21 protein-coding genes are annotated in these 22,170 nt (G+C 71.8%); 9 read left to right on the forward strand and 12 right to left on the reverse strand.

The window, feature by feature from the left end; translation table 11 throughout:
- Window positions 1-119: 119 nt before the first annotated feature.
- Both ACF07B_RS40795 and ACF07B_RS40800 read right to left on the reverse strand, forming a co-directional pair.
- Window positions 120-1,538 carry a HEAT repeat domain-containing protein gene (locus ACF07B_RS40795; RefSeq protein ID WP_392182665.1) on the reverse strand — a complete coding sequence of 473 codons (1,419 nt, stop codon included), beginning with the start codon at window positions 1,536-1,538 and terminating at the stop codon, window positions 120-122.
- Between the two features lie 300 nt (window positions 1,539-1,838).
- Window positions 1,839-2,231, reverse strand: a complete 393-nt coding sequence (locus ACF07B_RS40800) for an ankyrin repeat domain-containing protein (protein ID WP_362406549.1) — start codon at window positions 2,229-2,231, stop codon at window positions 1,839-1,841.
- Between the two features lie 260 nt (window positions 2,232-2,491).
- Here ACF07B_RS40800 and ACF07B_RS40805 point away from each other — a divergent pair, with 260 nt between their 5' ends.
- The gene (locus ACF07B_RS40805; RefSeq protein ID WP_037621052.1) at window positions 2,492-2,686 is read left to right on the forward strand and encodes a hypothetical protein; all 195 of its coding nucleotides are present in this window, start codon (window positions 2,492-2,494) and stop codon (window positions 2,684-2,686) included.
- A gap of 38 nt (window positions 2,687-2,724) precedes the next feature.
- The gene (locus ACF07B_RS40810) at window positions 2,725-4,293 is read left to right on the forward strand and encodes a hypothetical protein (RefSeq protein WP_392182666.1); all 1,569 of its coding nucleotides are present in this window, start codon (window positions 2,725-2,727) and stop codon (window positions 4,291-4,293) included.
- Here ACF07B_RS40810 and ACF07B_RS40815 read toward each other — a convergent pair whose 3' ends face one another.
- Window positions 4,294-5,793, reverse strand: coding sequence for a PLP-dependent aminotransferase family protein (locus ACF07B_RS40815; protein ID WP_369482614.1), 1,500 nt, complete (start codon window positions 5,791-5,793; stop codon window positions 4,294-4,296). It abuts the gene before it with no gap.
- 29 nt (window positions 5,794-5,822) lie between these two features.
- Here ACF07B_RS40815 and ACF07B_RS40820 point away from each other — a divergent pair, with 29 nt between their 5' ends.
- From ACF07B_RS40820 to ACF07B_RS40835, 4 genes are all read left to right on the forward strand, one after another.
- Window positions 5,823-6,578: a YitT family protein gene (locus tag ACF07B_RS40820; protein WP_392182667.1), complete on the forward strand. Its 756-nt coding sequence runs from the start codon at window positions 5,823-5,825 to the stop codon at window positions 6,576-6,578.
- Window positions 6,575-7,342, forward strand: coding sequence for a glycerophosphodiester phosphodiesterase (locus ACF07B_RS40825; RefSeq protein WP_392182668.1), 768 nt, complete (start codon window positions 6,575-6,577; stop codon window positions 7,340-7,342). Before ACF07B_RS40820 ends, ACF07B_RS40825 begins: the two co-directional genes overlap by 4 nt.
- 39 nt (window positions 7,343-7,381) lie before the next feature.
- Entirely contained in the window at window positions 7,382-8,731 is a 1,350-nt protein-coding gene (locus ACF07B_RS40830; protein ID WP_362406535.1) for an MFS transporter, read from the forward strand.
- Between the two features lie 256 nt (window positions 8,732-8,987).
- Window positions 8,988-9,362: an RNA polymerase-binding protein RbpA gene (locus ACF07B_RS40835; RefSeq protein WP_081223278.1), complete on the forward strand. Its 375-nt coding sequence runs from the start codon at window positions 8,988-8,990 to the stop codon at window positions 9,360-9,362.
- Between the two features lie 227 nt (window positions 9,363-9,589).
- Here the strand turns inward: ACF07B_RS40835 and fxsA are convergent, their stop codons facing one another.
- The 4 genes from fxsA to ACF07B_RS40855 form a co-directional block, all read right to left on the reverse strand.
- Window positions 9,590-10,159: an FxsA family membrane protein gene (fxsA, locus tag ACF07B_RS40840; protein ID WP_392182669.1), complete on the reverse strand. Its 570-nt coding sequence runs from the start codon at window positions 10,157-10,159 to the stop codon at window positions 9,590-9,592.
- Between the two features lie 233 nt (window positions 10,160-10,392).
- Complete coding sequence (locus tag ACF07B_RS40845) at window positions 10,393-11,187, reverse strand: polyprenol monophosphomannose synthase (RefSeq protein WP_392182670.1); 795 nt, start codon at window positions 11,185-11,187, stop codon at window positions 10,393-10,395.
- 540 nt (window positions 11,188-11,727) lie between these two features.
- On the reverse strand, window positions 11,728-13,344 hold the full coding sequence (locus ACF07B_RS40850) for an amidohydrolase (RefSeq protein ID WP_392182671.1): 1,617 nt from the start codon (window positions 13,342-13,344) through the stop codon (window positions 11,728-11,730).
- 124 nt (window positions 13,345-13,468) lie between these two features.
- Window positions 13,469-13,909 (reverse strand): Lrp/AsnC family transcriptional regulator, encoded by a 441-nt coding sequence (locus tag ACF07B_RS40855; protein ID WP_037621061.1) that lies wholly within the window; start codon window positions 13,907-13,909, stop codon window positions 13,469-13,471.
- 270 nt (window positions 13,910-14,179) lie between these two features.
- Between ACF07B_RS40855 and ACF07B_RS40860 the strand changes: the two genes are divergently transcribed.
- Together ACF07B_RS40860 and ACF07B_RS40865 are read left to right on the forward strand one after the other, a co-directional pair.
- Entirely contained in the window at window positions 14,180-14,617 is a 438-nt protein-coding gene (locus tag ACF07B_RS40860) for a hypothetical protein (RefSeq protein ID WP_369482609.1), read from the forward strand.
- A 497-nt stretch (window positions 14,618-15,114) separates the two neighbouring features.
- Window positions 15,115-15,384 (forward strand): hypothetical protein, encoded by a 270-nt coding sequence (locus ACF07B_RS40865; protein WP_392182693.1) that lies wholly within the window; start codon window positions 15,115-15,117, stop codon window positions 15,382-15,384.
- Window positions 15,385-15,816: 432 nt separating this feature from the next.
- On the opposite strand, the gene ACF07B_RS40870 is transcribed toward ACF07B_RS40865, so the two are convergent.
- The 5 genes from ACF07B_RS40870 to ACF07B_RS40890 all read right to left on the reverse strand — a co-directional run bounded on the left by ACF07B_RS40870 (window position 15,817) and on the right by ACF07B_RS40890 (window position 21,215).
- Entirely contained in the window at window positions 15,817-16,476 is a 660-nt protein-coding gene (locus ACF07B_RS40870) for a TetR/AcrR family transcriptional regulator (RefSeq protein ID WP_369482632.1), read from the reverse strand.
- A gap of 159 nt (window positions 16,477-16,635) precedes the next feature.
- Complete coding sequence (locus tag ACF07B_RS40875; protein WP_326788976.1) at window positions 16,636-16,782, reverse strand: SCO1431 family membrane protein; 147 nt, start codon at window positions 16,780-16,782, stop codon at window positions 16,636-16,638.
- A 310-nt stretch (window positions 16,783-17,092) separates the two neighbouring features.
- Window positions 17,093-18,445 (reverse strand): peptidase C39 family protein, encoded by a 1,353-nt coding sequence (locus ACF07B_RS40880; RefSeq protein WP_392182672.1) that lies wholly within the window; start codon window positions 18,443-18,445, stop codon window positions 17,093-17,095.
- Window positions 18,446-18,667: 222 nt separating this feature from the next.
- Complete coding sequence (locus ACF07B_RS40885) at window positions 18,668-20,122, reverse strand: amino acid permease (protein ID WP_369482607.1); 1,455 nt, start codon at window positions 20,120-20,122, stop codon at window positions 18,668-18,670.
- 136 nt (window positions 20,123-20,258) lie between these two features.
- Window positions 20,259-21,215, reverse strand: coding sequence for a hypothetical protein (locus tag ACF07B_RS40890; protein WP_369482606.1), 957 nt, complete (start codon window positions 21,213-21,215; stop codon window positions 20,259-20,261).
- Window positions 21,216-21,445: 230 nt separating this feature from the next.
- On the opposite strand from ACF07B_RS40890, the gene ACF07B_RS40895 reads away from it, so the two are divergent.
- Window positions 21,446-22,099 carry a uridine kinase gene (locus ACF07B_RS40895; protein ID WP_392182673.1) on the forward strand — a complete coding sequence of 218 codons (654 nt, stop codon included), beginning with the start codon at window positions 21,446-21,448 and terminating at the stop codon, window positions 22,097-22,099.
- The last annotated feature ends 71 nt before the right edge of the window (window positions 22,100-22,170 follow it).

A 22,170-nucleotide genomic window follows, 5' to 3' on the forward strand; every position in this document is an offset into this window, starting at 1 on the left:
GGACGTGGCCGCGTCAACGTGGATCTATGCGAGCGATGAACGTCCCGTGAGCGTTGCGCTCCGCACCCGGGCAGGTCAGCCCCCGTCCACGCGCTCCTGACTCCCGGGTCGCCGAACGTTCATACGGCCGGCATGTCGGGCCCGATCCGGCTCCGTACGGCTGTCTGGACCTCGGCCTCCTCGGCCGGATCCGCCGCCAGCCGGCGCAGCTGATCGACCACACGGGCGTCACCGGTCTCGGCGTGCCGGGCGGCGATCTCGCGGGTGGTCTCCTCGCAGTCCCAGAGGCACTCGACGGCGAAGCCCGCGGGGAAGGAGGGGTCCGTGACGGCGAGGGCACGGGCGGCGCGCTGCCGCAGATGCGACGACGCGGTCTCGCGGTAGATGTGCCGCAGCACGGGGGCGGCGCAGGCGATGCCGAGCCGTCCGGTGCCGTCGACGAGGGTCCACAGGGTCGGCGCGTCGGGGCCCTCGCCCCGTACGGCCTCGCGCAGGGCGGCCAGGACCGGTTCGCGGTCCTGTGCACCGCCCCGGCAGGCGAGGACGCGGCCCGCGGCGGCGCCGAGGGCGTCGGGCCGGTGCGCCCAGCCGCGGGCCCGGTCGACGGCGGCGAGGCTCCGCATCCGTTCGAAGGCGTCGACGGCGGCCTCGACGACGGGCGTCGGCCCGTCCGCGACGGCCGCCTCGATCAGGGCGAGGGCGTCCGGATCGTTGCCGTCGGCGAGGTAGCGCAGGGCTGTGCAGCGCGCGCCCTCCCCACCGTGGCGCGCGGCCTCGACGATCTCGGGACGGTCTTCCGGTCCGGCGACGGCGGTCAGGCAGCGGGCGGCGGGGACGTGGAGCGCGGCTCCGCGTTCGATGCCCTGTTGGGCCCAGGCGAAGACGGCTTCGACGCTCCACCCGGGGCGGGGCCCCGAGGGTCGCATCTGGCGTTGCCAGCGGTCGAAGGACCCGGCTTCCTGGGCGGCGCGCACACGGTTGGCGATGGAGGCACGGGAGTCGTCGGCCCACAGCCGCCACGGCCGTGGCTCGAAGGAGTCGCGTACGACGGCGGCCAGGGCGGCCTCGCCCTCGGCATCGGCCGGGAACCGGGCGAGCACGGGGGCGGCGAGGGCGCGCAGGCCCGCGTCGTCGTCGCGCAGGGCCAGTTCGTCCAGGGCCCAGGCCCAGTTGGAGCCGACCGCGGCGTACCGGCGCAGCAGCGCGAGCGCGTCGCGCCTGCCGTAGGAGGCGAGGTGTCCGAGGACCGCGAGGGCCAGCCCTGTGCGTGACTCGCAGTCGTCGAGGATGTCCTCGGCGTCGAAGAGGTGCCGCTCGATCTCGTCGAGCTCGCCGCTCAGATCGAGATAGAGACGGGCGTAGTACAGGGAGCGGTTCTCGACCTGCCAGTCGTGGCGGGGGTCCCTGAGAACGCAGTGGTTCAGTGCCGCGAGCGCTTCGGCCCGCGGTGCGGTGAGTGCGTGCAGCGTGCCGTCGCCGCGGCCCCTCTGGAGAAGGCCGAGCAGGGTTCCGCTGGGCGCTATGACCGGATCGAACATGGGAAACAGCCTCACATCAAGCGTCGACGCAACCGGGATCCTGCATTACCTGGCCGCGTGACAACACGTCGGGGCGCCCGCCGTCTCTTGCTTGCTGTAGACCATCTTCCTCTGCCTCTCGTCGGTGGCCCATGCGGGCCGCGTCACGGCCCGCGCGGTGCGGCAACTCCTGCCCAGCCATCGCGTCCGTGAATCACGTCGCCATGATGACTCGGCGGTTCTTCCTGCCGCGACCGTATTTCCGGCGGCCCCGTTCCGCCTCCCGTTTTTCCTGCGTTGCGCCTGGTCAGAGCGTTCGATTCATGGCGTGCCGAACAATTCGAGCAGGTCGGTCTTGGCGAACATGCGCGCCGTGTCCACGGCCGACGGGGTACCCGCGGCCGGATCGGCGCCGGCGGCCAGGAGGACCCGGATGACGGCCTCCTCGCCCTTGAAGACGGCTCCGGCGAGGGGGGTCTGGCCCCGGTCGTTGACGCGGTCGGCCTCGGCGCCGCGCTCCAGCAGGGCGCGGACCGCGTCGGCATGCCCGTGGTAGGCGGCGAGCATCACGAGCGAGTCGCCGCGGTCGTTGGTGAGGTCGGCCGGGACACCCGCGTCGACGTACGCCGCGAGAGCCTCCGTCTCGCCGCGTCGCGCCAGATCGAAGATCTTGGTCGCGAGCTCCACGACCTCGGGGTCGGGGGCTTCGCTCATCGGCCGGACCGCCTCTCACTGCAACCGTTCGGGTGAATCGACAGGGTACTGGCTCCGGCGGCACACCACCGGCACCCTCCGCGGCAAAGATCACAAAGTGCGCATCGAGCGCAACAGAGCAGCTCAGGCGGCGCAAGACGGCTCGGTCGCACGGGTGAAATCGGCTCCTTTTCACCCAGTTGCACCTTTTATCGTATGGATACATGCTGTGATCCTGGAACAACTCATGGTGACCGTCCCCACGAACCAGGAGAGCTCAAATGATTCTGTCCATGTCAGGCGTCGTCCTTCTCGGCATCATCGTCTTCCTCTTCTTCAAGAAGGACGGGCTGAAGGCGTCGCACGCCCTGGTGGCCGCACTCTTCGGCTTCTACCTCGCCAGCACGGCCATCGCGCCGAGCATCAAGGCCGGCGGGGAGAGCCTGGCCGGCCTCCTCGGCGGGATCAAGTTCTGACGACGTCCCCACCTCGTACGCACCTTCAGGAGACAGCAGTGGCCCGGCGCCCTCTCCCCCGCATCCTCAGCAACGGCACCGCACAGATCGCCAAGAGCCGGGAGCTGGCCCGGACGGCAGCCGACAGCGCCACCGATGTCCTCCATCCGCTGATCACGGTGACCCGTGGACTGCGCCGGCTGGCAGCCGCCGGACGGCGCAAGTGGGCCGCCACCCCCAAGGACCGTCGTGGGCCGCTGCTGTTCCTGGTGGCCTCGGTGGTCCTGATCGTGGCCCTGGTGCCGTACGGACCGCTGCTCGCCGTCATCACGCTGATGGCGGCGGCGGCCTGGGCCGGTCGCGAGCGCACCCCACCGCCCGCGACCGGTCCGGACGAGGCGCAGACCGCACGCCTCCAGTCCCTCTACGAGGCACTCGTCCCGTACTTCTCCGCCGCCGACGACCCCGCCCCCCTGTACGCCCACGGCGGCGACTGGGAGAAGGCGTTCACCTCGTACGACTTCGACGACGACGGGCGGATCTCCCGTCTGCACGTCCACTACCCGGCGTACTTCACGGACGGCGAGCCGGACTCCCGCGCACGCATCGAGCAGCTCCTGCACGTCAAGTCGGGCCGCGGCCGTGAGTACCACTTCGACTGGGACGAGGAGGGCAACGAGCTCACCGTCACGGTCCTCGCGCCCCTGCCCACCGACATCGCCGCCCAGCGCTTCGTCACCGCGCCCGGCGAGACGGTCCTCGGATTCACCGATCCGGCCGACGTCCAGCGCACACTCCCGCTCACCCACGGCGAGGAGCAGCGCGACGTTCCCCCGGTCGTCTGGCGCACGGGCGCCCGCTCCACCGAGCCGCACCTGCTGATCACGGGCGAACCCGGCGCGGGCACGACCACCCTCCTGCGCTCCATCGCCCTGCAGTCCCTCCGGTACGGCGATGTCGTCGTCGTGGACGGCGGAGGCACCGGCGAGTACGCGTGCCTGACCGGGCGGGAGGGCGTCCTGGCCGTCGAGTGCTCGACGGGCGGGGCACTCGCCAGCCTCGAATGGGCGGCGCACGAGACCGAGCGGCGGCTGATCGCCGCGAACCGCGCCCGCCAGGCGGGGCATCCCGCCCCCGACGACATCAGGAACCCGCTGTGGATCCTGCTGGACCGGCCGAGCGCGCTCGGCCATCTGGCCGCCGCCGACGGACGCGAGGATCCCCAGTCGCTGCTCCAGGTCCCGCTGCGGCACGGCCGTGCGGCGAACGTCACGGTCGTGGTCGCCGAGCACTTCGAGAACCTCGACTCCCTCAGCGACGCGGTCCGTCAGCACACCCGCGCGCGTGTGGTGCTCGGCACCGCCTCGGCCGCCCAGCTGGAAGCGGTCCTGGGCGCGCCCCCGCACACCACCCCGACCCGGGACGTGCCCCCCGGCCGCGGCTACGCGCGCCTGGGCGCCGGACCCGTCCTGCGCCTCCAGGTCCCCGCCACACCGGACCCGTACGACGACGCCACGAGCGAGGCGCAGCGGCTGGCGGTGCTCGCCCTGCTGCCGGAGCGCACGACACCGGCGGACGCGGAACAGGTGCCCTCCGAGGTCGCCGGGGTCGCGGTGGCGGAGGGGTAGCTACGCCACGAACGTCCGGGGGCCCTCGTCCCCTCCGCTCGCGCCGGTCTCCACCAGCCGGGCCGCCGCGGCCAGCCGCGTCGCCGCCTCGTCCGCGACCGCGCCGCCCACCGTGAACGGCAGCCGCACATATCCCTCGAAGGCGCCGTCCACGCCGAACCGGGGCCCCGAGGGCACTCGCACGCCCACGCGCTCGCCGACCTCGGCCAGCCGCGACCCGGACAGACCACCCGTACGCACCCACAGGGTGAGACCGCCGCGCGGAACGGAGAACTCCCACCGGGGCAGTTCCCTTCGCAGGGCCGTGACGAGAGCGTCGCGGTTCTCACGGGCCTGGTCGCGCCGGATGCCGACGGCCTCCTCCCAGCCCCCCGTGCTCAGCAGCCAGTTCACGGCGAGCTGTTCCAGCACGGGAGTGCCGAGGTCGGCGTAGGCGCGCGCGGCGACCAGGCTGCGGATGACGTCGGGCGCGGCCCGCACCCAGCCGATCCGCATGCCCGCCCAGAAGGCCTTGCTCGCCGAGCCCACGGTGATCACGGTCGAGCCCGCAGGATCGAAGCCGCACACCGGGCGGGGCATCTCCAGGCCGTCGTCCAGGTGCAGTTCGCTCATCGTCTCGTCGACGACGAGGACAGTGCCGGCCGAGCGCGCCGCGTCCACCAGCCCGCGCCTCTGGTCCTCGCCGGCGAGCGCTCCGGTGGGGTTGTGGAAGTCGGCGACGACGTACGCGAGCCGGGGCGCGGCGTCACGCAGGACCTGGCGCCAGCGGTCCATGTCCCAGCCGGCCAGCCCCTCGGCCATCGCGACGGGCACCAGCCGGGCACCGGCCTCCCTCATCAGCTGGAGGATGTTGGCGTAGGAGGGGGACTCGACGGCGATGCGTTCGCCGCGGCCCGCGAAGAGATGACAGATCGCGTCGATCGCGCCCATCGCCCCGGTGGTCACCATGATCTGCTCGGGCATGGTGGGGATACCGCGCGCCGTGTACCGCTCGGCGAGCATGGCGCGCAGCGCGGGGAGGCCCGCGGGGTAGTCGCCGTGCGTGTGCGCGTACGGGGGCAGTTCCTCCAGGGCGCCCTGGACGGCGCGGGTCAGCCACGGCTCCGGCGCGGGCAGCGCGGCACAGCCGAGGTCGATCATCGAACCGAGGGTCTCGGGAGGCAGGGGTTCCAGACCGCGTGCGGGCAGCGGGTTCCCGGCGGGGACCGCGGTCCAGCTGCCGGCCCCGCGACGCGACTCCAGGAAGCCCTCCGCGCGCAGCGCCTCGTAGGCCGCGGCGACGGTCGTACGGCTGACCGACAGGGCCAGCGCCAGTTCCCGCTCGGCGGGCAGCCGCGCGGCGACCGGCACCCGTCCTTCGAGTACGAGCAGCCGCACACCGTCGGCGAGGGCGCGATACGCGGGCGGACGCCGGGTTCCCGGTCCGGCGGGCCGCTCCTGCTGGGAGTTGAGGAGCCGAGCCAGCTGAGCGGCCCCCACCGCCGAAGTCCACTGTGCCATGATTCCAGTCCACCTTCCCCGAATTGGCCATGGTTGAAGCCAGTTCCCGAGCCACAGAGTGTCATGCGCCAGGCCACTACCACCACTGGGGGCATCCCGTGTCCACACGTTCCGAGTCCGTACCCGCCGCGGCTCCCGGGTCCGGGCGGCTTCCCCGCCGCCTCGTCCAGCTGTACGCGGGGCTCGCCCTGTACGGAGCGAGCTCGGCGCTCCTCGTGGAGGCGGGTCTCGGTCTCGAACCGTGGAACGTGCTGCACCAGGGCCTCGCCGAGCTGACCGGTCTGACGATCGGCGTGGTGTCGATCGTCGTGGGCGCCGCTGTCCTGCTCCTGTGGATCCCGTTGCGCCAGCGGCCGGGGCTCGGCACCGTCTCGAACGTCTTCGTGGTCGGCCTCGCCATGGACGGCACGCTCGCCCTGCTCCCGGACGTCCACTCCCTGACCGTGCGGATTCCGCTGCTGGTGGCGGGCGTCGTACTGAACGGCATGGCCACGGGCCTGTACATCTCGGCCAGCTTCGGTCCGGGGCCCCGCGACGGCCTGATGACGGGACTGCACCGGCGTACGGGCCGCTCGGTCCGTCTGGTGCGCACGGTCCTCGAAGTGGCCGTCGTCGCGACGGGTTTCGCGCTCGGCGGCACGGTCGGGGTCGGCACGGTGCTCTACGCCGTCGCCATCGGACCCCTGGCCCAGCTCTTCCTGCGGGTGTTCGCCGCCCGCCCGGCACCGCTCGGCAGCGCCGTTGTCGCCCCGGTTCAACCCGAGCGCGCCATACTGCCCGGGTGAGCACGCGCACTCTTCACCCCTACCTCGACCACCCCGGCCCGATCCCCTTCGCCCACCGCGGCGGGTCCGCGGACGGCCTGGAGAACACCCTCACGCAGTTCCGGCGGGCGGTGAACGCCGGATACCGCTACATCGAGACCGACGTGCACGCCACGGCGGACGGCAGGCTGGTCGCCTTCCACGACACGTCCCTCGACCGGGTGACCGACGGCGCGGGCCGGATCGCGGACCTCCCCTGGGACGACGTGCGCCAGGCGCGCGTGGCGGGCAAGGAGCCGGTCCCCCTCTTCGAGGACCTGCTCGAAGAGTTTCCCGAGACGCGCTGGAACGTCGACGTCAAGACCGAACCCGCGCTCGTGCCGCTGCTCGACCTGATCGACCGCACCGACGCCTGGGACCGCGTCTGTGTCGGTTCGTTCTCCGAGGCCCGCGTGACCCGCGCCCAGCATCTCGCCGGGCCGCGCCTCGCGACCTCGTTCGGCACCCGGGGGGTGCTCAACCTGCGGCTGCGCTCGTGGGGCGTTCCCGCCGCGGTGCGCCGCTCGGCGGTCGCGGCCCAGGTTCCCGAGACACAGTCGGGCGTGCCGGTGGTCGACCGCCGCTTCGTGCGGGCGGCCCACGCGCGCGGGCTCCAGGTGCACGTGTGGACCGTGAACGAATCGGAACGCATGCACCGGCTCCTGGACCTGGGAGTCGATGGCATCATGACCGATCACATCGACACACTGCGCAAGGTCCTGGAAGACCGGGGCACCTGGTTCTGAGCCTCCTCGCGCGGTCGTTCACGAGAAGCGAGGGCACGGGTGAGCACGGACACCGTGCGGGCGGGGGCGGCCGAGGAGGCCGCGGAGCGCCGGCGAGAACAGCGCGGCTGGTACTTCTACGACTGGGCCTGCTCCGTCTACTCGACGAGCGTGCTCACCGTGTTCCTCGGCCCCTATCTGACGGCGGTGGCCAAGCACGCGGCGGACGCGGACGGGTTCGTCCACCCGCTGGGGATACCGGTCCGCGCCGGCTCTTTCTTCGCGTACGCGGTCTCCGCCTCGGTGATCGTGTCGATCGTCGTGATGCCGATGGCCGGAGCCGCCGCCGACCGCACGGGCCGCAAGAAGCCGCTGCTCGCGGCGGCGGCCTACCTGGGCGCCGCGGCCACCACCGGCATGTTCTTCCTGGACGGCGACCGCTATCTGCTGGGCGGAGCGCTGCTGATCGTCGCGAACGCCTCGCTGGCCGTGTCGATGGTGCTGTACAACTCCTACCTCCCGCAGATCGCCCCGCCCGAGGAGCGCGACGCCGTCTCCTCCCGGGGCTGGGCCTTCGGGTACGCGGCGGGCTCCGTGGTCCTGGTGGCGAACCTGGTCCTCTTCACCGCCCATGACAGTTTCGGCGTGTCCGAGTCGACGGCCGTGCGCATCTGCCTGGCCTCCGCGGGTGTCTGGTGGGGCGCCTTCACCCTCATCCCGCTGAAGCGGCTGCGGGACCGGCACACCCCCTCCGGCGGACAGGCGTCCGCACACGGATGGCGGCAGCTGGCCGCCACGGTGCGCGACATGCGCCGCCAGCCGCTCACGCTCTCCTTCCTGCTCGCCTACCTCATCTACAACGACGGCATCCAGACCGTCATCTCGCAGGCTTCCGTCTACGGCTCCGAGGAGCTGGGCCTCAGCCAGTCGACCCTGATCACCGCCGTACTCCTGGTCCAGGTGCTCGCGGTCGGGGGCGCACTGGGCATGGGCCGGCTGGCCCGCACGTACGGCGCCAAACGCACCATCCTCGGCTCACTCGTCGCCTGGACGCTCACCCTCGCCGCCGGGTACTTCCTGCCCGCGGGCGCGCCCGTGTGGTTCTTCGTCCTCGCCTCGGGCATCGGACTGGTCCTGGGCGGCAGCCAGGCGCTGTCGCGCTCCCTGTTCTCGCACCTCGTGCCGAGCGGCAAGGAGGCGGAGTACTTCTCCGCGTACGAGATGAGCGACCGCGGGATGAGCTGGCTGGGCCCGCTGCTGTTCGGCCTGACCTACCAGCTGACGGGAAGTTATCGGGACGCGATCATCTCGCTCGTGGTCTTCTTCGTCATCGGCTTCGTCCTGCTCGCGCGGGTCCCGGTGCGCCGGGCGGTGCGGGACGCGGGCAATCCCGTACCCGAGAGGATTTAGCGCCGGGGGCCAAAGAGCGGTAGTGTACGCGTTTGGCCTGCCTGCCGTACCGTTACTGCGCGTCAATGATACTGAAGCGTTGGGTGACATCTGATGCCAGATGTGACAAACCGGGCGACGGTGGGTACAACAAGGGGCGGCTACGACGGCGACGCATGACCCATCAACGGGAATCTTTACCGCCGACCGGACGTTGACCGGATGACGACGACAGCGACACCTGTCCTGTGGGCGACAAGCCCGGGAGGCACGATTCATGAGTGAGCGAGCTCTTCGCGGCACACGCCTCGTAGTGACCAGCTATGAGACGGACCGCGGCATCGACCTGGCCCCGCGCCAGGCGGTGGAGTACGCATGCGAGAAGGGGCACCGTTTTGAGATGCCCTTCTCGGTGGAGGCCGAAATTCCGGCGGAGTGGGAGTGCAAGGTCTGCGGGGCCCAGGCACTTCTCGTCGACGGCGACGGCCCTGAGGAGAAGAAGGCGAAGCCCGCGCGCACGCACTGGGACATGCTGATGGAGCGGCGCACTCGCGAGGAGCTCGAAGAGGTCCTCGAGGAGCGTCTGGCCGTTCTTCGCTCCGGCGCGATGAACATCGCGGTGCATCCGCGGGACAGCCGAAAGTCCGCCTGACCCCTTCGAGGGTCGAGCGGCATACACCGCACGCCGAGACCGCGAGCACCGTACGTCAGGTACGGGGCTCGCGGTCTCGTGCGTTCCGGGCCGGCCGGGTCTCGTGCGTTCCGGGCCGGCCGCATACGGGAAACGGCGCCCCCGCATCCACCGGAAGTGGATGCGGGGGCGCCGTTTCCCGTGCTGCCGCCGAGGCCCCGGCGGCAGCAGCAGCGGCCGCGGTGCGGCTAGCGGTTCAAAGGCGGGTAGGTGGTGCCACCGGGCTCGCGCGGGGTCTCGTCCCTGATGACCTCGCCCTGGACCACCTTGCCGTCGGGGCGGTGCATCCGGGCCTGCTGGAAGGCGTCGCCGACGGAACCGGGGGCGGCCAGCCGCATCCTGCGCTCGAAAGCGTGCTGCCCGAAGCGGCTGACGCCCTTCTGGACCGGCGGGATGAGCAGCAGCAGGCCGATCGCGTCGGAGATCAGACCCGGGATCATCAGGAGCAGACCACCGAGCATCGTCAGTCCGTTGCCCCGGCCGCCGTCGCCCGGGGACGTGACACCACCCTGCGCCTGTTGCAGCGTCTGGCTGAGATTGCGGAAGGCGCGGCGCCCGGCCCGCTTGATGACCACGGAGCCGAGGACGAACCCGGCGACCAGCAGCAGGAACACCGTGAAGCCGCTCGTGGCACGCGCGACGAGCGTCAGCAGCCAGATCTCCAGCACCAGCCACACCGCGACACCGAGCGGCAGGAAGGTGCGCAGCCGCGAGCGCCGCGGGCGGGAGGGGGTGGGGGTCGGAACGCCTGTCGTCATGCTCCCAGTGTGCCTGGGCGAGCCTCAGATCGGGATAAGCGAACGCTCAACCCCGCCGGTCGGACATCGGCCCCCGCCCTGGTGGCGCCGTTCGCGCCCCGCTCCGGCGGCACGGCTCGGGCCCCCGGCCGTGGCCGGGCCCCGCTCGCGTCACCCTGGGGCGTCGGCGCGGCTCACGGACCCGTCGTGTCGCCTGGACGGGCCGGTGAGCCTCGCGTGGTGCCGGGACTGTGTCAGGACTGCTTGCGGCGGCCGGTGATCCGGCCGACGCGCTCGCCCACGCCCCAGGTGGTGACGCGCCACAGCGCCTCCACGAGGATGTCGCGGCTCATCTTGGAGTCGCCCAGCTCACGCTCGACGAAGGTGATCGGGACCTCGACCACGTGGTAGCCCGCCCTCACCGCGCGGCGGGCCAGGTCGACCTGGAAGCAGTAGCCCTGGGAGGCGACCTCACCGAGGCCGAGGCCTTCGAGGGTCTCGCGGCGGAAGGCGCGGTAGCCCCCGGTCACGTCCCGGATCGGCACGTCGAGCAGGACACGGGAGTACAGGCTGCCGCCGCGCGAGATGAACTCGCGGGACTTGGGCCAGTTCACCACGCGGCCGCCGGGCACCCAGCGCGAGCCGAGAACGAGGTCGGCCCCCTTGAGCGCGGTCAGCAGGCGGGGAAGTTCCTCCGGCTGGTGCGAGCCGTCGGCGTCCATCTCGATGAGTACGCCGTACCCGTGCTCCAGACCCCAGCGGAAGCCCGCGAGGTAGGCCGCACCGAGCCCTTCCTTGCCCTTGCGGTGGAGGACCTGGACGTTCTCGTCGTCGGCGGCCAGCTCGTCGGCGAGCTTGCCCGTGCCGTCGGGGCTGTTGTCGTCCGCCACCAGCACGTGCGCCTCGGGCACGGCGGATCGCACCCGGCCGACGATCTTCTTGATGTTCTCCGCCTCGTTATAGGTCGGAATGATCACCAAGGCCGTGCCGAGCGGACCGAACCGCCTCCCCTGGGCTTCCGCCGCGAGGGTCCCGTCGCCGTCGTTCACTGCTGCCCCTTCGTATCCGTACGCAGGGCTCCACCATAGTGCGCCCAGCCTGCGCTCCTGCGTCGCGGCGGCCCTCCAGGGGTGTCGATTCGCCAAGAGGCGGGTAAGAGCGGACGCGCCGGAGCGAAAATCGCGTCCTGCGGATCGGGGCCCGGCGCCCTTCGGGCCGACCTGGGACCCGCTGGCTGCGGGTCGACCGAAAGCCGTTGTCTACTGAACGTCCGGGCCCCACCCGGGTCACACCTGCCGACGTGTCGGAACGTTCCCTCGCCTCGCGGCGCCGACGCTGGGCCTGGCTTCCCAGTGGCGGTGCGCCGGTGCGGCGCACCACCCCTGACCCAGCGGCGCCGCGAGGCCGTGCGGAGTTCCCCGGTCGGCCGTCCGGTGGTGGACCCGGCCGAACCTACCCGCCTCCCTCGGCAGGCTGTCAACACTGGCTTGATCTGCGCCTTTTCCGACAAAGCCCTGGTCAGCGCCGAGGATGCGCAGGTCGAACGACGGCGTGCCGGGCCCTGGCGGAGCACCGGGCACCCAGGGACATCACTCGTTAGGCCGTACGAATACCGTCCGTCCGCCGACCACGGTGCGCAGGCAGACGGGCAGGTCGCCGCCGGGGGTCAGATCCGGCAGTCCGGGTGTGCCGGAGCGAGGGTCGGTGGACCAGCGCGCGACCCGGTCGTCGGGGGCCTGCACCACGAGGCGGCCGGTGCGCCACACGGCGTAGTCCGCGGGCGCGCCGGGCACCAGGACGCCCGCGTCGTCGCGTCCGACCGCCCGCCAGCCGCCCCGCGTGTGGGCCGTGAAGGCGGCCCGCACGGACACCCGGTGCTCGGGCGTGCGGTGGAAGGCCGCCGCCCGCACGGTGCCCCACGGGTCCAGCGGGGTCACGGGGCTGTCGGACCCGAAGGCCAGCGGCACACCGGCGCGCAGCAGGGCCGCGAACGGATTGAGGGTGCGGGCCCGCTCGGCGCCCAGGCGCTGGGCGTACATGCCGTCCTCGCCGCCCCACAGCGCGTCGAAGGCGGGCTGCACGGAGGCGGTGAGGCCGAGTTCGGCGAAGCCCGCGACGGTCTCCGGGGTGAGCATCTCGGCGTGCTCGACGCGGTGCCGGGCGGCGCGCACACGGCCCAGGCCGACCTTCTCGGCGGCGGCGCGGAGTCCCTCGGTCACGGAGGCCACCGCGGCGTCCCCGATGGCGTGGAAGCCCGCCTGGAGGCCCGCCTCGGTGCAGGCGACGACATGCGCGGCGACGGCGTCCGCGTCGAGGTGGACGACGCCCGTGTGGTCCGCGTCGAGGTACGGCTCGTGCAGGCAGGCGGTGTGCGAGCCGAGCGAGCCGTCGACGAACAGGTCGCCGGCCGCGCCGGCCGCGCCGAGGGCCCGTGCCTTGTCGACATCGCGGTCGGCCCAGTAGCCGACGACCCTCGGTCCCGGCTCCTCGGCGGCGAGCCGCAGCAGTCCGGTGAAGTCGTCCTCGGAGGAGATCTCGGGGCCCCCGCACTCGTGCACGGAGCCGATGCCGAGCGAGGCGGCGTGGGCGAGCGCGGCGCGCTGGGCCCCGGCGCGCTGCGCCGCGCCGATCGCGCCGAGCGCCGCGGCGCGCACGGCGTGGTGGGCGTCGCGGGTCAGGGGGCCGTCGGGCACGTACCCGGCGAGCGCCGTGACGCCGGGGACCAGGCCCAGGAGGGCGGTGGTGGCCACGGCGGAGTGCACGTCGATACGGGAGAGGTACAGCGGGCGTCCGCCGGTCGCGGCGTCGAGTTCGGTGCGGGCCGGGGGGCGTCCGCCGGGCCAGCGCGCCGCGTCCCAGCCGTGGCCGAGCAGCACCCGGTCGGCCGGACGGGCGGCGGCGAAATCACGGACGAGGGCGAGCGCCGCGTCCAGGGACGGCGCGTCGGACAGGTCGAGGCCGGTGAGGGCCAGTCCGGTCGCGGTGGTGTGCACATGCGCGTCGGTGAACGCCGGGGTCACCAGGGCGCCTTCGAGGTCGACGACCTCGTCGACGCCGTCGGCGAAGGCGTCGGCGGCGCCTTCCGAACCGACCCAGGCGACTTGCCCCCGTTCCACGACCATGGCGGTGGCGAAGGGGTCGGCGGGGCTGTGGACTTCTCCACCGCGCAGCAGCACGGTGTCCGACGGGGCGGTGCTCTCACTCATGGGAACAGTCTCGCGCCTGGGGGCGGCCGGTCGTCGCGCGGGTGGGGTCGACACGGCGCGGCGGCCCGGTGTGCCCGTCGTCCGGACGGATCCGCGCGATCGGGCGTCCGTGTCCTGGCGTCCCTCAGATGCGGGGCGGGCGGGATTCGTACGGAGTCGACAGGACGACGGTGGTGCGCGTCGAGACGCCGGCGAGCGCCCGCAGCCGCCCGAGGAGTTCCTCGAGTTCGTGCGGGGTCGAGACACGCACCTTGAGGATGTAGTTCTCGTCGCCCGCGACACTGTGGCAGGCCTCGATCTCCGGGACGCCCGCGAGGCGTTCGGCGATGTCGTCGGGGGCGCTGGGGTCGAACGGCTTGACCGAGATGAAGGCGGTCAGGGGCAGCCCGACGGCCTCCGGGTCAACGACCGCGGCGTAGCCCCGGATGACACCGCGCTGTTCGAGACGGCGTACCCGCTGGTGCACGGCGGACGTGGACAGGCCCGTGGCCTTGCCCAGGTCGGTGTAACTCATCCGCCCGTCTGCGACGAGCAGCTGCACGATCTGTCGGTCCAGCTCCTCCATGGCGCAAGAACCTACAGGGCCGCCGATCCCCCGGGATACCTCAGCGGCGCAGGTCATACCCGCTTTGTGATGTGGGCGGGCGCCGCTCGCACGTCATCCGGCCGACAAGTTCCGCGGGGAGCCGGGCACCTGCGGGCGGCATGTGACGAAGGACACATGAATGCAACCGGGTAGGCGATGTTCACGTGATTACCTCGGAGACCGGACGGGAAGTGCTTGCTGTGGTCGAGGTCGCAGCGCCTTGTCGGCCCACCCGAGGGGGAGAATCCCATGCAGAGTCTTAAGCGCCCTGGTCGTACCGCACCCAAGCGGCAGCAGGCCGTTCTCGAACCCGAGCCGGAGGGCGTCGAATCCGACGACGCCCTGGACGGTGAGGAGTTCGACGCGTACGACACGTTCGAGATGTACCGGGTGATCTGCCCGGACTGCGCGCAGCCCATCGCGCTGCTCGCGGACGAGGAGGTCCTGCCGGAGCACGCGCTGTGCGCCTCCCCGTGGAACCCGTTCGGGCTCACCGTCTGTTCGGGCACGGGCCTCGCGGCCGCCGAGGCGCGGCCCGCGGACGACTCCGCGGAACCCCAGCAGCAGGACACCGCCCTCCTGTTGACGCTCCCTCAGGGCCTGGACTGGCGTACGCAGCCGTTCTCCCACGTGGGTGGGCCCGGCTCGGTCCCCTTGCGGGTCTCCGAGATGCGGCGCGCGGCCTGACGGCACGGCGCGTTCAGCGGGTGCCGCCCGCTTCGTTCCCGTAACCGCCCTGCACCATGGCCCGCGATCCGCCGTGGTGCAGGACCGGCATGCCCGGGTCCGGGGAACGCGCCTAGCCGAAGTACGCCTGGCGGCAGGCGGTGCGCGGCCATCGTGTGCCGCGGGGCCGTGTGCGAGGCGGGGAAGCCCATGCCGCGTGGCGGGGTCGTCCGGTGCCGCCGTCCCGACGCGATCGACGGCACGTCGACTGCCCGCCGAGGGCCGGACAGCGCGCTTCCGCGGGGACCTCCCAGGGGTCCCATCGCGAACGCACGCCCGATTCGACGGACGGGTGACCTGTTCGCCCGCCCGCCCGTTGCCCCGGTATGAGCCCCACACCTTCCGCGACCGGGCGCCGCCGCCGGATCCTCGTCCCGGCTCCGGCGGAATCGGTTCACTGGGCACCGCCGCCACCGCCACCCCCGCCGGCTCAGGATCCGCCCATCTACCGCGCCCTGATGCGCGCCTGGGCCGATCGCGGCCGCACACTGCCGGGGCGTCACGACCCCGAGTGGGTGCGCCTGTCGGCGCCGTCGGTGATGTACGGGTACGGGCGGTTCGGCGCGCTCACGGAACCCCGGGGGGAGGAGCGCTTCACCCCGGGCCGGGACCCGCGCGACGACGGCCGGTTCGACGCGTCCCGGGACCCGAGGAACGAGTTCGGCATGAGCCCGGACCCACGCGACGGCCAGAGCGCGTCCCGGGACCCACGAGGCGCCGTGCGATGACCGCGCGCCGGATCCGACGGGCACCCTCGACGACCTGAGGCGCCTTCGCCTCGCGGAGGTACCGCTCCGTCACGGACGAGGGCGAACAGGTTCCGGGCCTCACCGGTGGACAGTTGACGGTCCACCGGCCGCGGGGCGGAACCGGCCGCGGCGACGCCCCTCCCGGATCGGGCACCTCGGGCGCCTCCGCGAGCACTCCCCCGGGAGCGGGGGGGGGGGGGGGGGGGGGGGGCGCCCCCCCCCCCCCCCCCCCCCCCCCCCCCCCCCCCCCCCCCCCCCCGGCCCCGGTCACCGAACCCGGCGAACAGCGGTCGTGGCGCCGGGAGTACGCCCGCGAGGAGGACCGTTCGCTCCGGATGCCGGCCGGCCGCCGAGCAGACGCCGAATTGGTCCAAACCATTGACAGGGTGGTCTAGTCCTCATACCGTTCCCTCAGCTGTCCCGCCGGGCGTCGGGCGGGGCCGCGTACGAGGGGTCGAGTTCTTCGACGGCACGCATCGCACCCCCCAGCATCTTCACCAGCAGTTCGCGCATGGTGTCGCGCGGCAGCACCGGGTGGCCGATCCAGTCGAGGGTGGCCCCCTCCACGCTGTGCAGCCAGCCGAGCAGGGCTATGCGCGGCAGCGGTCCGACCCTGCCTCTGCCGTAGGCGCCTTCGGCGATCGTCGCGACGATCGCCTCGCGCACCTCCTCGCGGATCGCCTGCACCTCGGTGTCGAAGCCCACGCCGCCCGCGATGATCGTGCGGTACGCGGCCTGGTTGTGCTCGGCATAGCGGAGATAGCCGTCGATCGTGCGCTGGACCCGCTCCACCGGAGGGAGTTCCAGGCCGTCGGCGGCCCGGGAGACCAGATCCGCGACCGAGTCCTCGACGATGGCGAGGTAATAGCCGCGCTTGGACTTGAAGTAGTAGTAGATCAGCCCCTTGGCGACATGCGCCTGCCGTGCGATGTCGTCCATCGACAGGGCGTCGTACGACGTGTCGGCGAACAACTTCCGCCCGATGGCGATGAGTTCGGCGCGACGCGCCAGTGAGCGGTCGGTGCCCCGCGCTCGGGGGCGGTCGACCTCGCGTTGTTGACTATTATTCAATTCCGGCCCTGGTCTCCAACTGCCGACGGACATCCGCAGTATGGCAGAACCGTGCCGACCGTCACCCGGGGGCGATCGGCACCCCGGTCGCCGTACAGGGCTGCGTGCCGTGGGCCCCTGGCGCCCGACGTGCCGTGGTCCCTGGCGCCGGCGCCAGGCTCAGAGCAGGCCGAGCCGCGTCACCAGCATCGCCACGACCACCACGAAGATCCAGCCCAGGACGTGTTCGAGGATCTTCGGGCCGTTGTCCTCGGGGCCTCCGGTACGGGTGCGGAGACGAGGGGCGGTGGCGGAACTCGCGGTCATGGCATCTCGCTGACGTAGTGGTGCGGTGACATCCCCCGCCTCCCGTCGGCTCCCCACCGACCCGGCCACCTTGCCACCGGAGCCGCCGTCACCGGTAGAGATCCAGGTCACGTCGGCCGGCCCGGCGGCTCCCGATCCCGCCGGATTCCACCCGGCGGGCCGGGTGTGCGTCTCGTCACACGGCGCCCGGCACCCGGCCGAAAGCCCGCCGCGGGCCGGACTCCGGCCGGCCCACGACGGGCTTCACGATCACTCCGGCCCGCCCACAGGCGGGGTCCGGCGGCCCCGGACGGCGGGGCCTTCCCTCACCTCACCGGATGCCGACCGCCGCGAGCGCCTTGCGCTGGCGCGGCGAGGGATGCGCCGGGAAGTACAGATAGCAGACCCCGCCGGTACCGGAGACGACCTTCCCGGAGGCGTTGTAGCGCTTGGTCCGCAGCCAGATGTTCTCCCACTCGGAGCGCTTGTAGATCCTGCGCACCGCGTCGTCGCCGGGCGACGCCGGGTCGTTGGCGATGACATCGCCGTCCGCGGTGAACCCTATGACCGTCATGAGGTGGCCCGAGGTGCCGTAACCCGCGCCCGTCAGCTCGGTCTTGAGGAACGACTGGGACGTTATGGCCGGGATGCCGGCGGCGATCAGCGTCTCCAGGTCGGTGAGCGAGCCGAGCCGGGTCACCACGCCCTGAAGGTCCTTGTAGGTGGCCGCGTAGGCGGCGTTGAAGGGCCAGTTGCCGCAACCGGCGTACTGGTAGTCGTAGGTGGAGCGGGCCGCGAGACACACCTGCGGGTCGGTGTACGCCGGGTCGACCCAGGCGAGCTGCTCGGCGGTCGGCCTGCGTCCCCAGTACTCGATGATCATCTGCGAGGAGGTGGGGCTGCACCAGGCCTCGCCGCCGTTGTCGTACTCGGGGTACTGACCGGCGTGGATCTCCTGCGAGTAGCGCGGAACCTTCAGCTCCTGGGCGAGGCCGGGCGTCGAGGCCGGGACCGTGAAGCGGTCCGGGATGTCGGAGCCCATCGCGCCCAGCCGCCACACGGTGGGCGTGATCCTGGAACCCGGGGTGCGGTAGAGGGTCAGGCGCAGCCGGTACGAGACGAGGCGCAGCCCGGAGGCGGCGTCGTCGATGGAGAAGGTGTCCGTCCAGATCGTGCTGCGGCCGTCGGTCTGGTCGTCCACGGAGGTGCGCCTGATGTCCTGGTCGCCGGAGGCCCAGCGCCCCATCACGTACCAGGGCGTGTCCGTGCCGTCGGAGTAGGTGCCGGTCAGTTCGACCTGGAGCCAGGTGCCGGCCGGGGTGTGCGCGTTCCAGGAGGCGATGGCCTCCGTGGCGGGTACGGCGAGCCGGTGGACCGGCGAGGTCCAGGTCGCGTACTCCCAGGTCGCGGTCCTGCCGGTGTGCGGGTCGGTGTAGTCCGCCGTGCCGGCCGGGGCGGCGATCACGAGCCCGGGGCGGACGCCCGGCACGGCCCGCGCGCCGTGCGCGGTGCCCGCGCGCCAGTCGCTGTACGAGGTCCACGCGCGGTTGTCGACCAGGCGGCCGGGCGCTCTGGTCCGGCGGGCGGGAGCGGCGGCGGCCGGCGGGCCCACGGCCCCCACCGTCGCCGCGGCCACCGCGGCGGCCAGGACGATTCTGCGGGACGGCTGTTCGGCTCTGCTCATGGGTGGAGAACCCCCAGGTGTCCGGAACGGGCGGGCCCAATGCTCTGTTGTGCGCCAACTATGGACGCCCGGGGGTGACTTCTGCCAGCACTTCGGCCCGTGCCACGCCCACCAATATTGGTCGGGACCACTGGCATGACCTGGGCGCCTCGGTCACCCGCCCCTCGGTCCGGTGACCCCCGCCCCCCGGCCGCGGCGGGTGCCGGGCCGAGGGGCGGATGATCAGACGAGGTCCATGGCGGCGACCTCGTCGGGACGGCCGTAGCTGACGGGGCCCTGGAAGCGGCGGCGCGCCGTGGCGAACCACCACACCGTCGCGACGATCAGCACCACGGCCAGGGCGATCGAGGCGTAGTTGAAGTTGTCCCCGGTGATCGGTGAGCCCTGGGGCAGCATGAAGAGCACGCTGCTGGCGAGGATCCAGGTCACGGCCACCCAGCCGACGGGCTTGCTCCAGCGGCCCAGGTTCCAGGGGCCGGCCTGGAACTCGTCGCCGAGCCGCAGCCGCAGGAAGACCGGCACGGCGTAGGCGAGGAAGAGTCCGACGACGTTGACGCTGACGATGGCCGTGAAAGCGGTGTGCGACCACCATCCGGGCAGGACGAGGGCCAGCGAGCAGGCGACCGCCAGCCACACGGCCTTGACGGGTGTCCGGGTGCGCGGCGAGACGGAGTGCCACCAGCGGGAGCCCGGCATCGCGCCGTCCCGGGAGAAGGCGAAGATCTGCCGGGTGTTGCTGGTCAGGTTGGCCAGCCCGCAGAACAGCATGGAGCCGATCACGACGAGCAGGATGAACTTAGCCATGCCCATGCCAAGTCCATCGATGAGGATCTGCACGGGCGGCGCCGACGAAGCGGCGACGCGGTCATAATCATGAATGCTGTACACAAGGGCAAGCATCAGGATGAGCCCGGTGATCGCCGAATAGGCGATCGAACGGGTGATCCCCTTTGGCGCGTTGACCGTGGCCCGCACCGTTTCCTCGGACATGTGGAAGCTGCCGTCGAAGCCCGTGAAGGTCCAGCTCGTGACCAGCAGGCCGAGCATCCCTCCGTAAATCCCGTTCGTGAAACCGGTGTTGTTCGCGAAATGCGTGACGAACGAGGCCGACTGGTGGTCGTCGGGCATCACGATGAGTGTGCTCACGATCACGACGAGCCCGATCAGCAGCCACCACACGGAGATCCGGTTGAGCGTGGCGACGAGCTGGACGGTGTAGGTATTGGCCAAACCCTGGAGCACGATGATCACCGCGGTGATCAGGACCGTCTGGTGCGCGGTCGGCTCGTACGAGTCCCACTGCAGGGCGACGAACGCCTGGATGAAGGTGGCGGCCGCGTACCCGGTGGCGGCCGTGCCTCCGACCTGACCCACGAAATTCAGCCACCCCGTGTACCAGGACCAGGCACCCTTGTGCCGCTTGGCGAGCTTGCCGGCGGAGAAATAGAGCGCCCCGCTCGTCGGATAGGCGGAGGCGACCTCCGCCATCGCGGCACCGATGAAGAGCACCATCACGGAGACGCCGATCCAGCCGAACACGAGAACGCGAGGGCCGCCGGCATTCATACCGAAACCGAAGGACGAGAAAATACCCGAAATGATGTTGATGATCGTGAAGGATATCGCGAAATTGTCGAACGCCTGGAATCGACGGGTGAGCTTTCTCGGATATCCCATCGCGTGAAGCGTGGCATCGTCGTCGAAAGCGGCGGAATCCTTTCCGGCGTCGGTTCTCCGACTTGGGGCCGATATTCGTTCTGACACAGCTGACCTTTCTCTCGGGGGTCGATGAGGACGTCGGGGAGGCCGCAGGTCAGCCGGCCCCCGGCACGGGCAGGCCGCAGGCGCGGCGGGCGCGGGAGAGTTGCTCCTCGGGTTCGCCGAACACGCTCCACGGCATCCGGCACGCGTACGGCCCCATCGCCATGAGCACCGCGCGGGCCTCGAACTCGCGCTGCGCCATGAAGAGCGCGTGCGCCAGATACGCCAGGTCGAGCACCGGCGTGAAGCGGTATCCGGTCACCTCCGGCAGCCAGTTCTGGTAGATCGCGAGCGCCGTGGAACGCCACTGCGGCTGCTCCCAGGTGCGGTCGACCAGAAGCTGCGTGGGGTTGTAGCTCTCCACCAGGGCCACCAGCGGCAGCAGCCGGAGGGGCGAGGAGGCGGGGGCGCGCTGGCTCAGGAAGGCGGCGACGTCCCAGGCGGCGTTCACGGAACCGCCGTAGCGCGTGAAGAAGAAGGCCAGGAACCGGTGATGGCCCTCACGGTTCCAGGGATCGAGGCGCAGGACGTGCGAGAACAGGCGCCAGGGGCCGAGAGGCTGGGTCAGCAGCCCCCGCGGGGCCGGGTCGCGCAGGTCGTGCAGCCGCGCCATGGACAGCCGGGCGACCCAGGGCGTGGGATCGGCGCGGTCCATCACGGCGGCCCGGTCGCAGGCGGTCAGCGCTATGCGTTCCAGCGCCTCGGCCCGGCCGTCCTTGGCGTCGGCCGCGCGTAACGCCCGCAGCACCGCCACGCGGGCCCACATGAGGGCGGCCTCGGGGGTCTGTTCCTCCGCCAGCCAGCGTTCGGCGAGATCGGAGTCGGCGGCCTCGGAGGCGAGGACCAGGGATCGGTGGGCCCGTAATCCGTAGTCGGAGCGGGTCTCCTTCAGAGCTTCGTGGGCGCTCAGATAGCGGCCGGCTCTGATGTCCGTGCAGACGCTCGCGAGTCTGCGGTCGTCGGCCGCCGGATGCCACACATACTGCCCCTCGAATAAACCCGCGGCCATCTTCCCCTGTCCATCCCCGTACGACGCTTCTGTTCCGCAACAGGAACCCTACTCAGCATCTTCGAGCACCGGAACGCCCTATCCGAAATACCTGGTTCCGCGGGGCCGTGAAATTTCGGAGCGGATCCCCGAAGTTCTTGAGGATTGTTCAATGAGTAGTTCAATGCGACACCATCCTGAACCCATGGATCCGCTGTGGACAGCGCCTCGATAGAATGTTCCACAGAACCGTGCCGACCTCGCACCTCACCCCGGGAAAGCCCATTCACGACCTCGCCTCACGGCTGCGCCGGCTGCCGCCCTCCTGCGGGCCCGTCCGCCTCATCGGCGTGGACGGTCACGCCGGCTCCGGAAAGACCACGTTCACCGGGGCGCTGGCGGCGGCCCTGGACGGCGCGCCCGTGCTGCACCTCGACGACATCGCCACCCACGAGGAGCTCTTCGGCTGGACCGCGCGCCTGCTGGGCCAGGTGATCGAGCCGTTCGGGCGCGGCGAGCCGGCGCGTTACGCCCCCTACGACTGGACCACCCGGGAGTTCGGCCCCCCGGACGAGCTGCCGGCCGCGCCCGTGGTGCTCCTGGAGGGCGTCGGCGCGGGACGCCGTGCGCTGCGGCCGTGGCTCGCGCGACTGCTGTGGATGGAGTTGCCCTACGAGCGGGCCTGGGCGCGGGGACGGCGACGGGACGGTGAGGCACAGAGCGAGTTCTGGGACGGATGGGTCCGCGCCGAGCGCCGGCACTTCGCCGAGGACCCCACGCGGCCGTTCGCGGACCATGTGGTGCGGCAGTGTCCTGAGGGATATGAGGTGCTGCCGGGGCCTGCTGGGACGTCTGGACCGGACCAGTTCATCACGCACCGTAGTGGACCATCCGCAGCGTGCTGAAGTTGTGAAGACCCACTCCGGAGAAGTTGCCTCAGTGCCCCAACTCTGCTTGACCAGGGGGCCGTACAGGT

Source organism: Streptomyces sp. NPDC015532 (assembly GCF_043078065.1).
Taxonomy (GTDB): domain Bacteria; phylum Actinomycetota; class Actinomycetes; order Streptomycetales; family Streptomycetaceae; genus Streptomyces.

What these genes read in the sequence shown, in the direction of transcription:
- ACF07B_RS40795 (WP_392182665.1), bottom strand. Translation starts at nt 1,538, where the DNA reads ATGTTCGATCCGGTCATAGCGCCCAGCGGAACCCTGCTCGGCCTTCTC.
- ACF07B_RS40800 (WP_362406549.1), bottom strand. Translation starts at nt 2,231, where the DNA reads ATGAGCGAAGCCCCCGACCCCGAGGTCGTGGAGCTCGCGACCAAGATC.
- ACF07B_RS40805 (WP_037621052.1), top strand. Translation starts at nt 2,492, where the DNA reads ATGATTCTGTCCATGTCAGGCGTCGTCCTTCTCGGCATCATCGTCTTC.
- ACF07B_RS40815 (WP_369482614.1), bottom strand. Translation starts at nt 5,793, where the DNA reads ATGGCACAGTGGACTTCGGCGGTGGGGGCCGCTCAGCTGGCTCGGCTC.
- ACF07B_RS40820 (WP_392182667.1), top strand. Translation starts at nt 5,823, where the DNA reads ATGGTTGAAGCCAGTTCCCGAGCCACAGAGTGTCATGCGCCAGGCCAC.
- ACF07B_RS40835 (WP_081223278.1), top strand. Translation starts at nt 8,988, where the DNA reads ATGAGTGAGCGAGCTCTTCGCGGCACACGCCTCGTAGTGACCAGCTAT.
- fxsA (WP_392182669.1), bottom strand. Translation starts at nt 10,159, where the DNA reads ATGACGACAGGCGTTCCGACCCCCACCCCCTCCCGCCCGCGGCGCTCG.
- ACF07B_RS40850 (WP_392182671.1), bottom strand. Translation starts at nt 13,344, where the DNA reads ATGAGTGAGAGCACCGCCCCGTCGGACACCGTGCTGCTGCGCGGTGGA.
- ACF07B_RS40855 (WP_037621061.1), bottom strand. Translation starts at nt 13,909, where the DNA reads ATGGAGGAGCTGGACCGACAGATCGTGCAGCTGCTCGTCGCAGACGGG.
- ACF07B_RS40860 (WP_369482609.1), top strand. Translation starts at nt 14,180, where the DNA reads ATGCAGAGTCTTAAGCGCCCTGGTCGTACCGCACCCAAGCGGCAGCAG.
- ACF07B_RS40865 (WP_392182693.1), top strand. Translation starts at nt 15,115, where the DNA reads ATGCGCGCCTGGGCCGATCGCGGCCGCACACTGCCGGGGCGTCACGAC.
- ACF07B_RS40875 (WP_326788976.1), bottom strand. Translation starts at nt 16,782, where the DNA reads ATGACCGCGAGTTCCGCCACCGCCCCTCGTCTCCGCACCCGTACCGGA.
- ACF07B_RS40880 (WP_392182672.1), bottom strand. Translation starts at nt 18,445, where the DNA reads ATGAGCAGAGCCGAACAGCCGTCCCGCAGAATCGTCCTGGCCGCCGCG.
- ACF07B_RS40885 (WP_369482607.1), bottom strand. Translation starts at nt 20,122, where the DNA reads ATGGGATATCCGAGAAAGCTCACCCGTCGATTCCAGGCGTTCGACAAT.
- ACF07B_RS40890 (WP_369482606.1), bottom strand. Translation starts at nt 21,215, where the DNA reads ATGGCCGCGGGTTTATTCGAGGGGCAGTATGTGTGGCATCCGGCGGCC.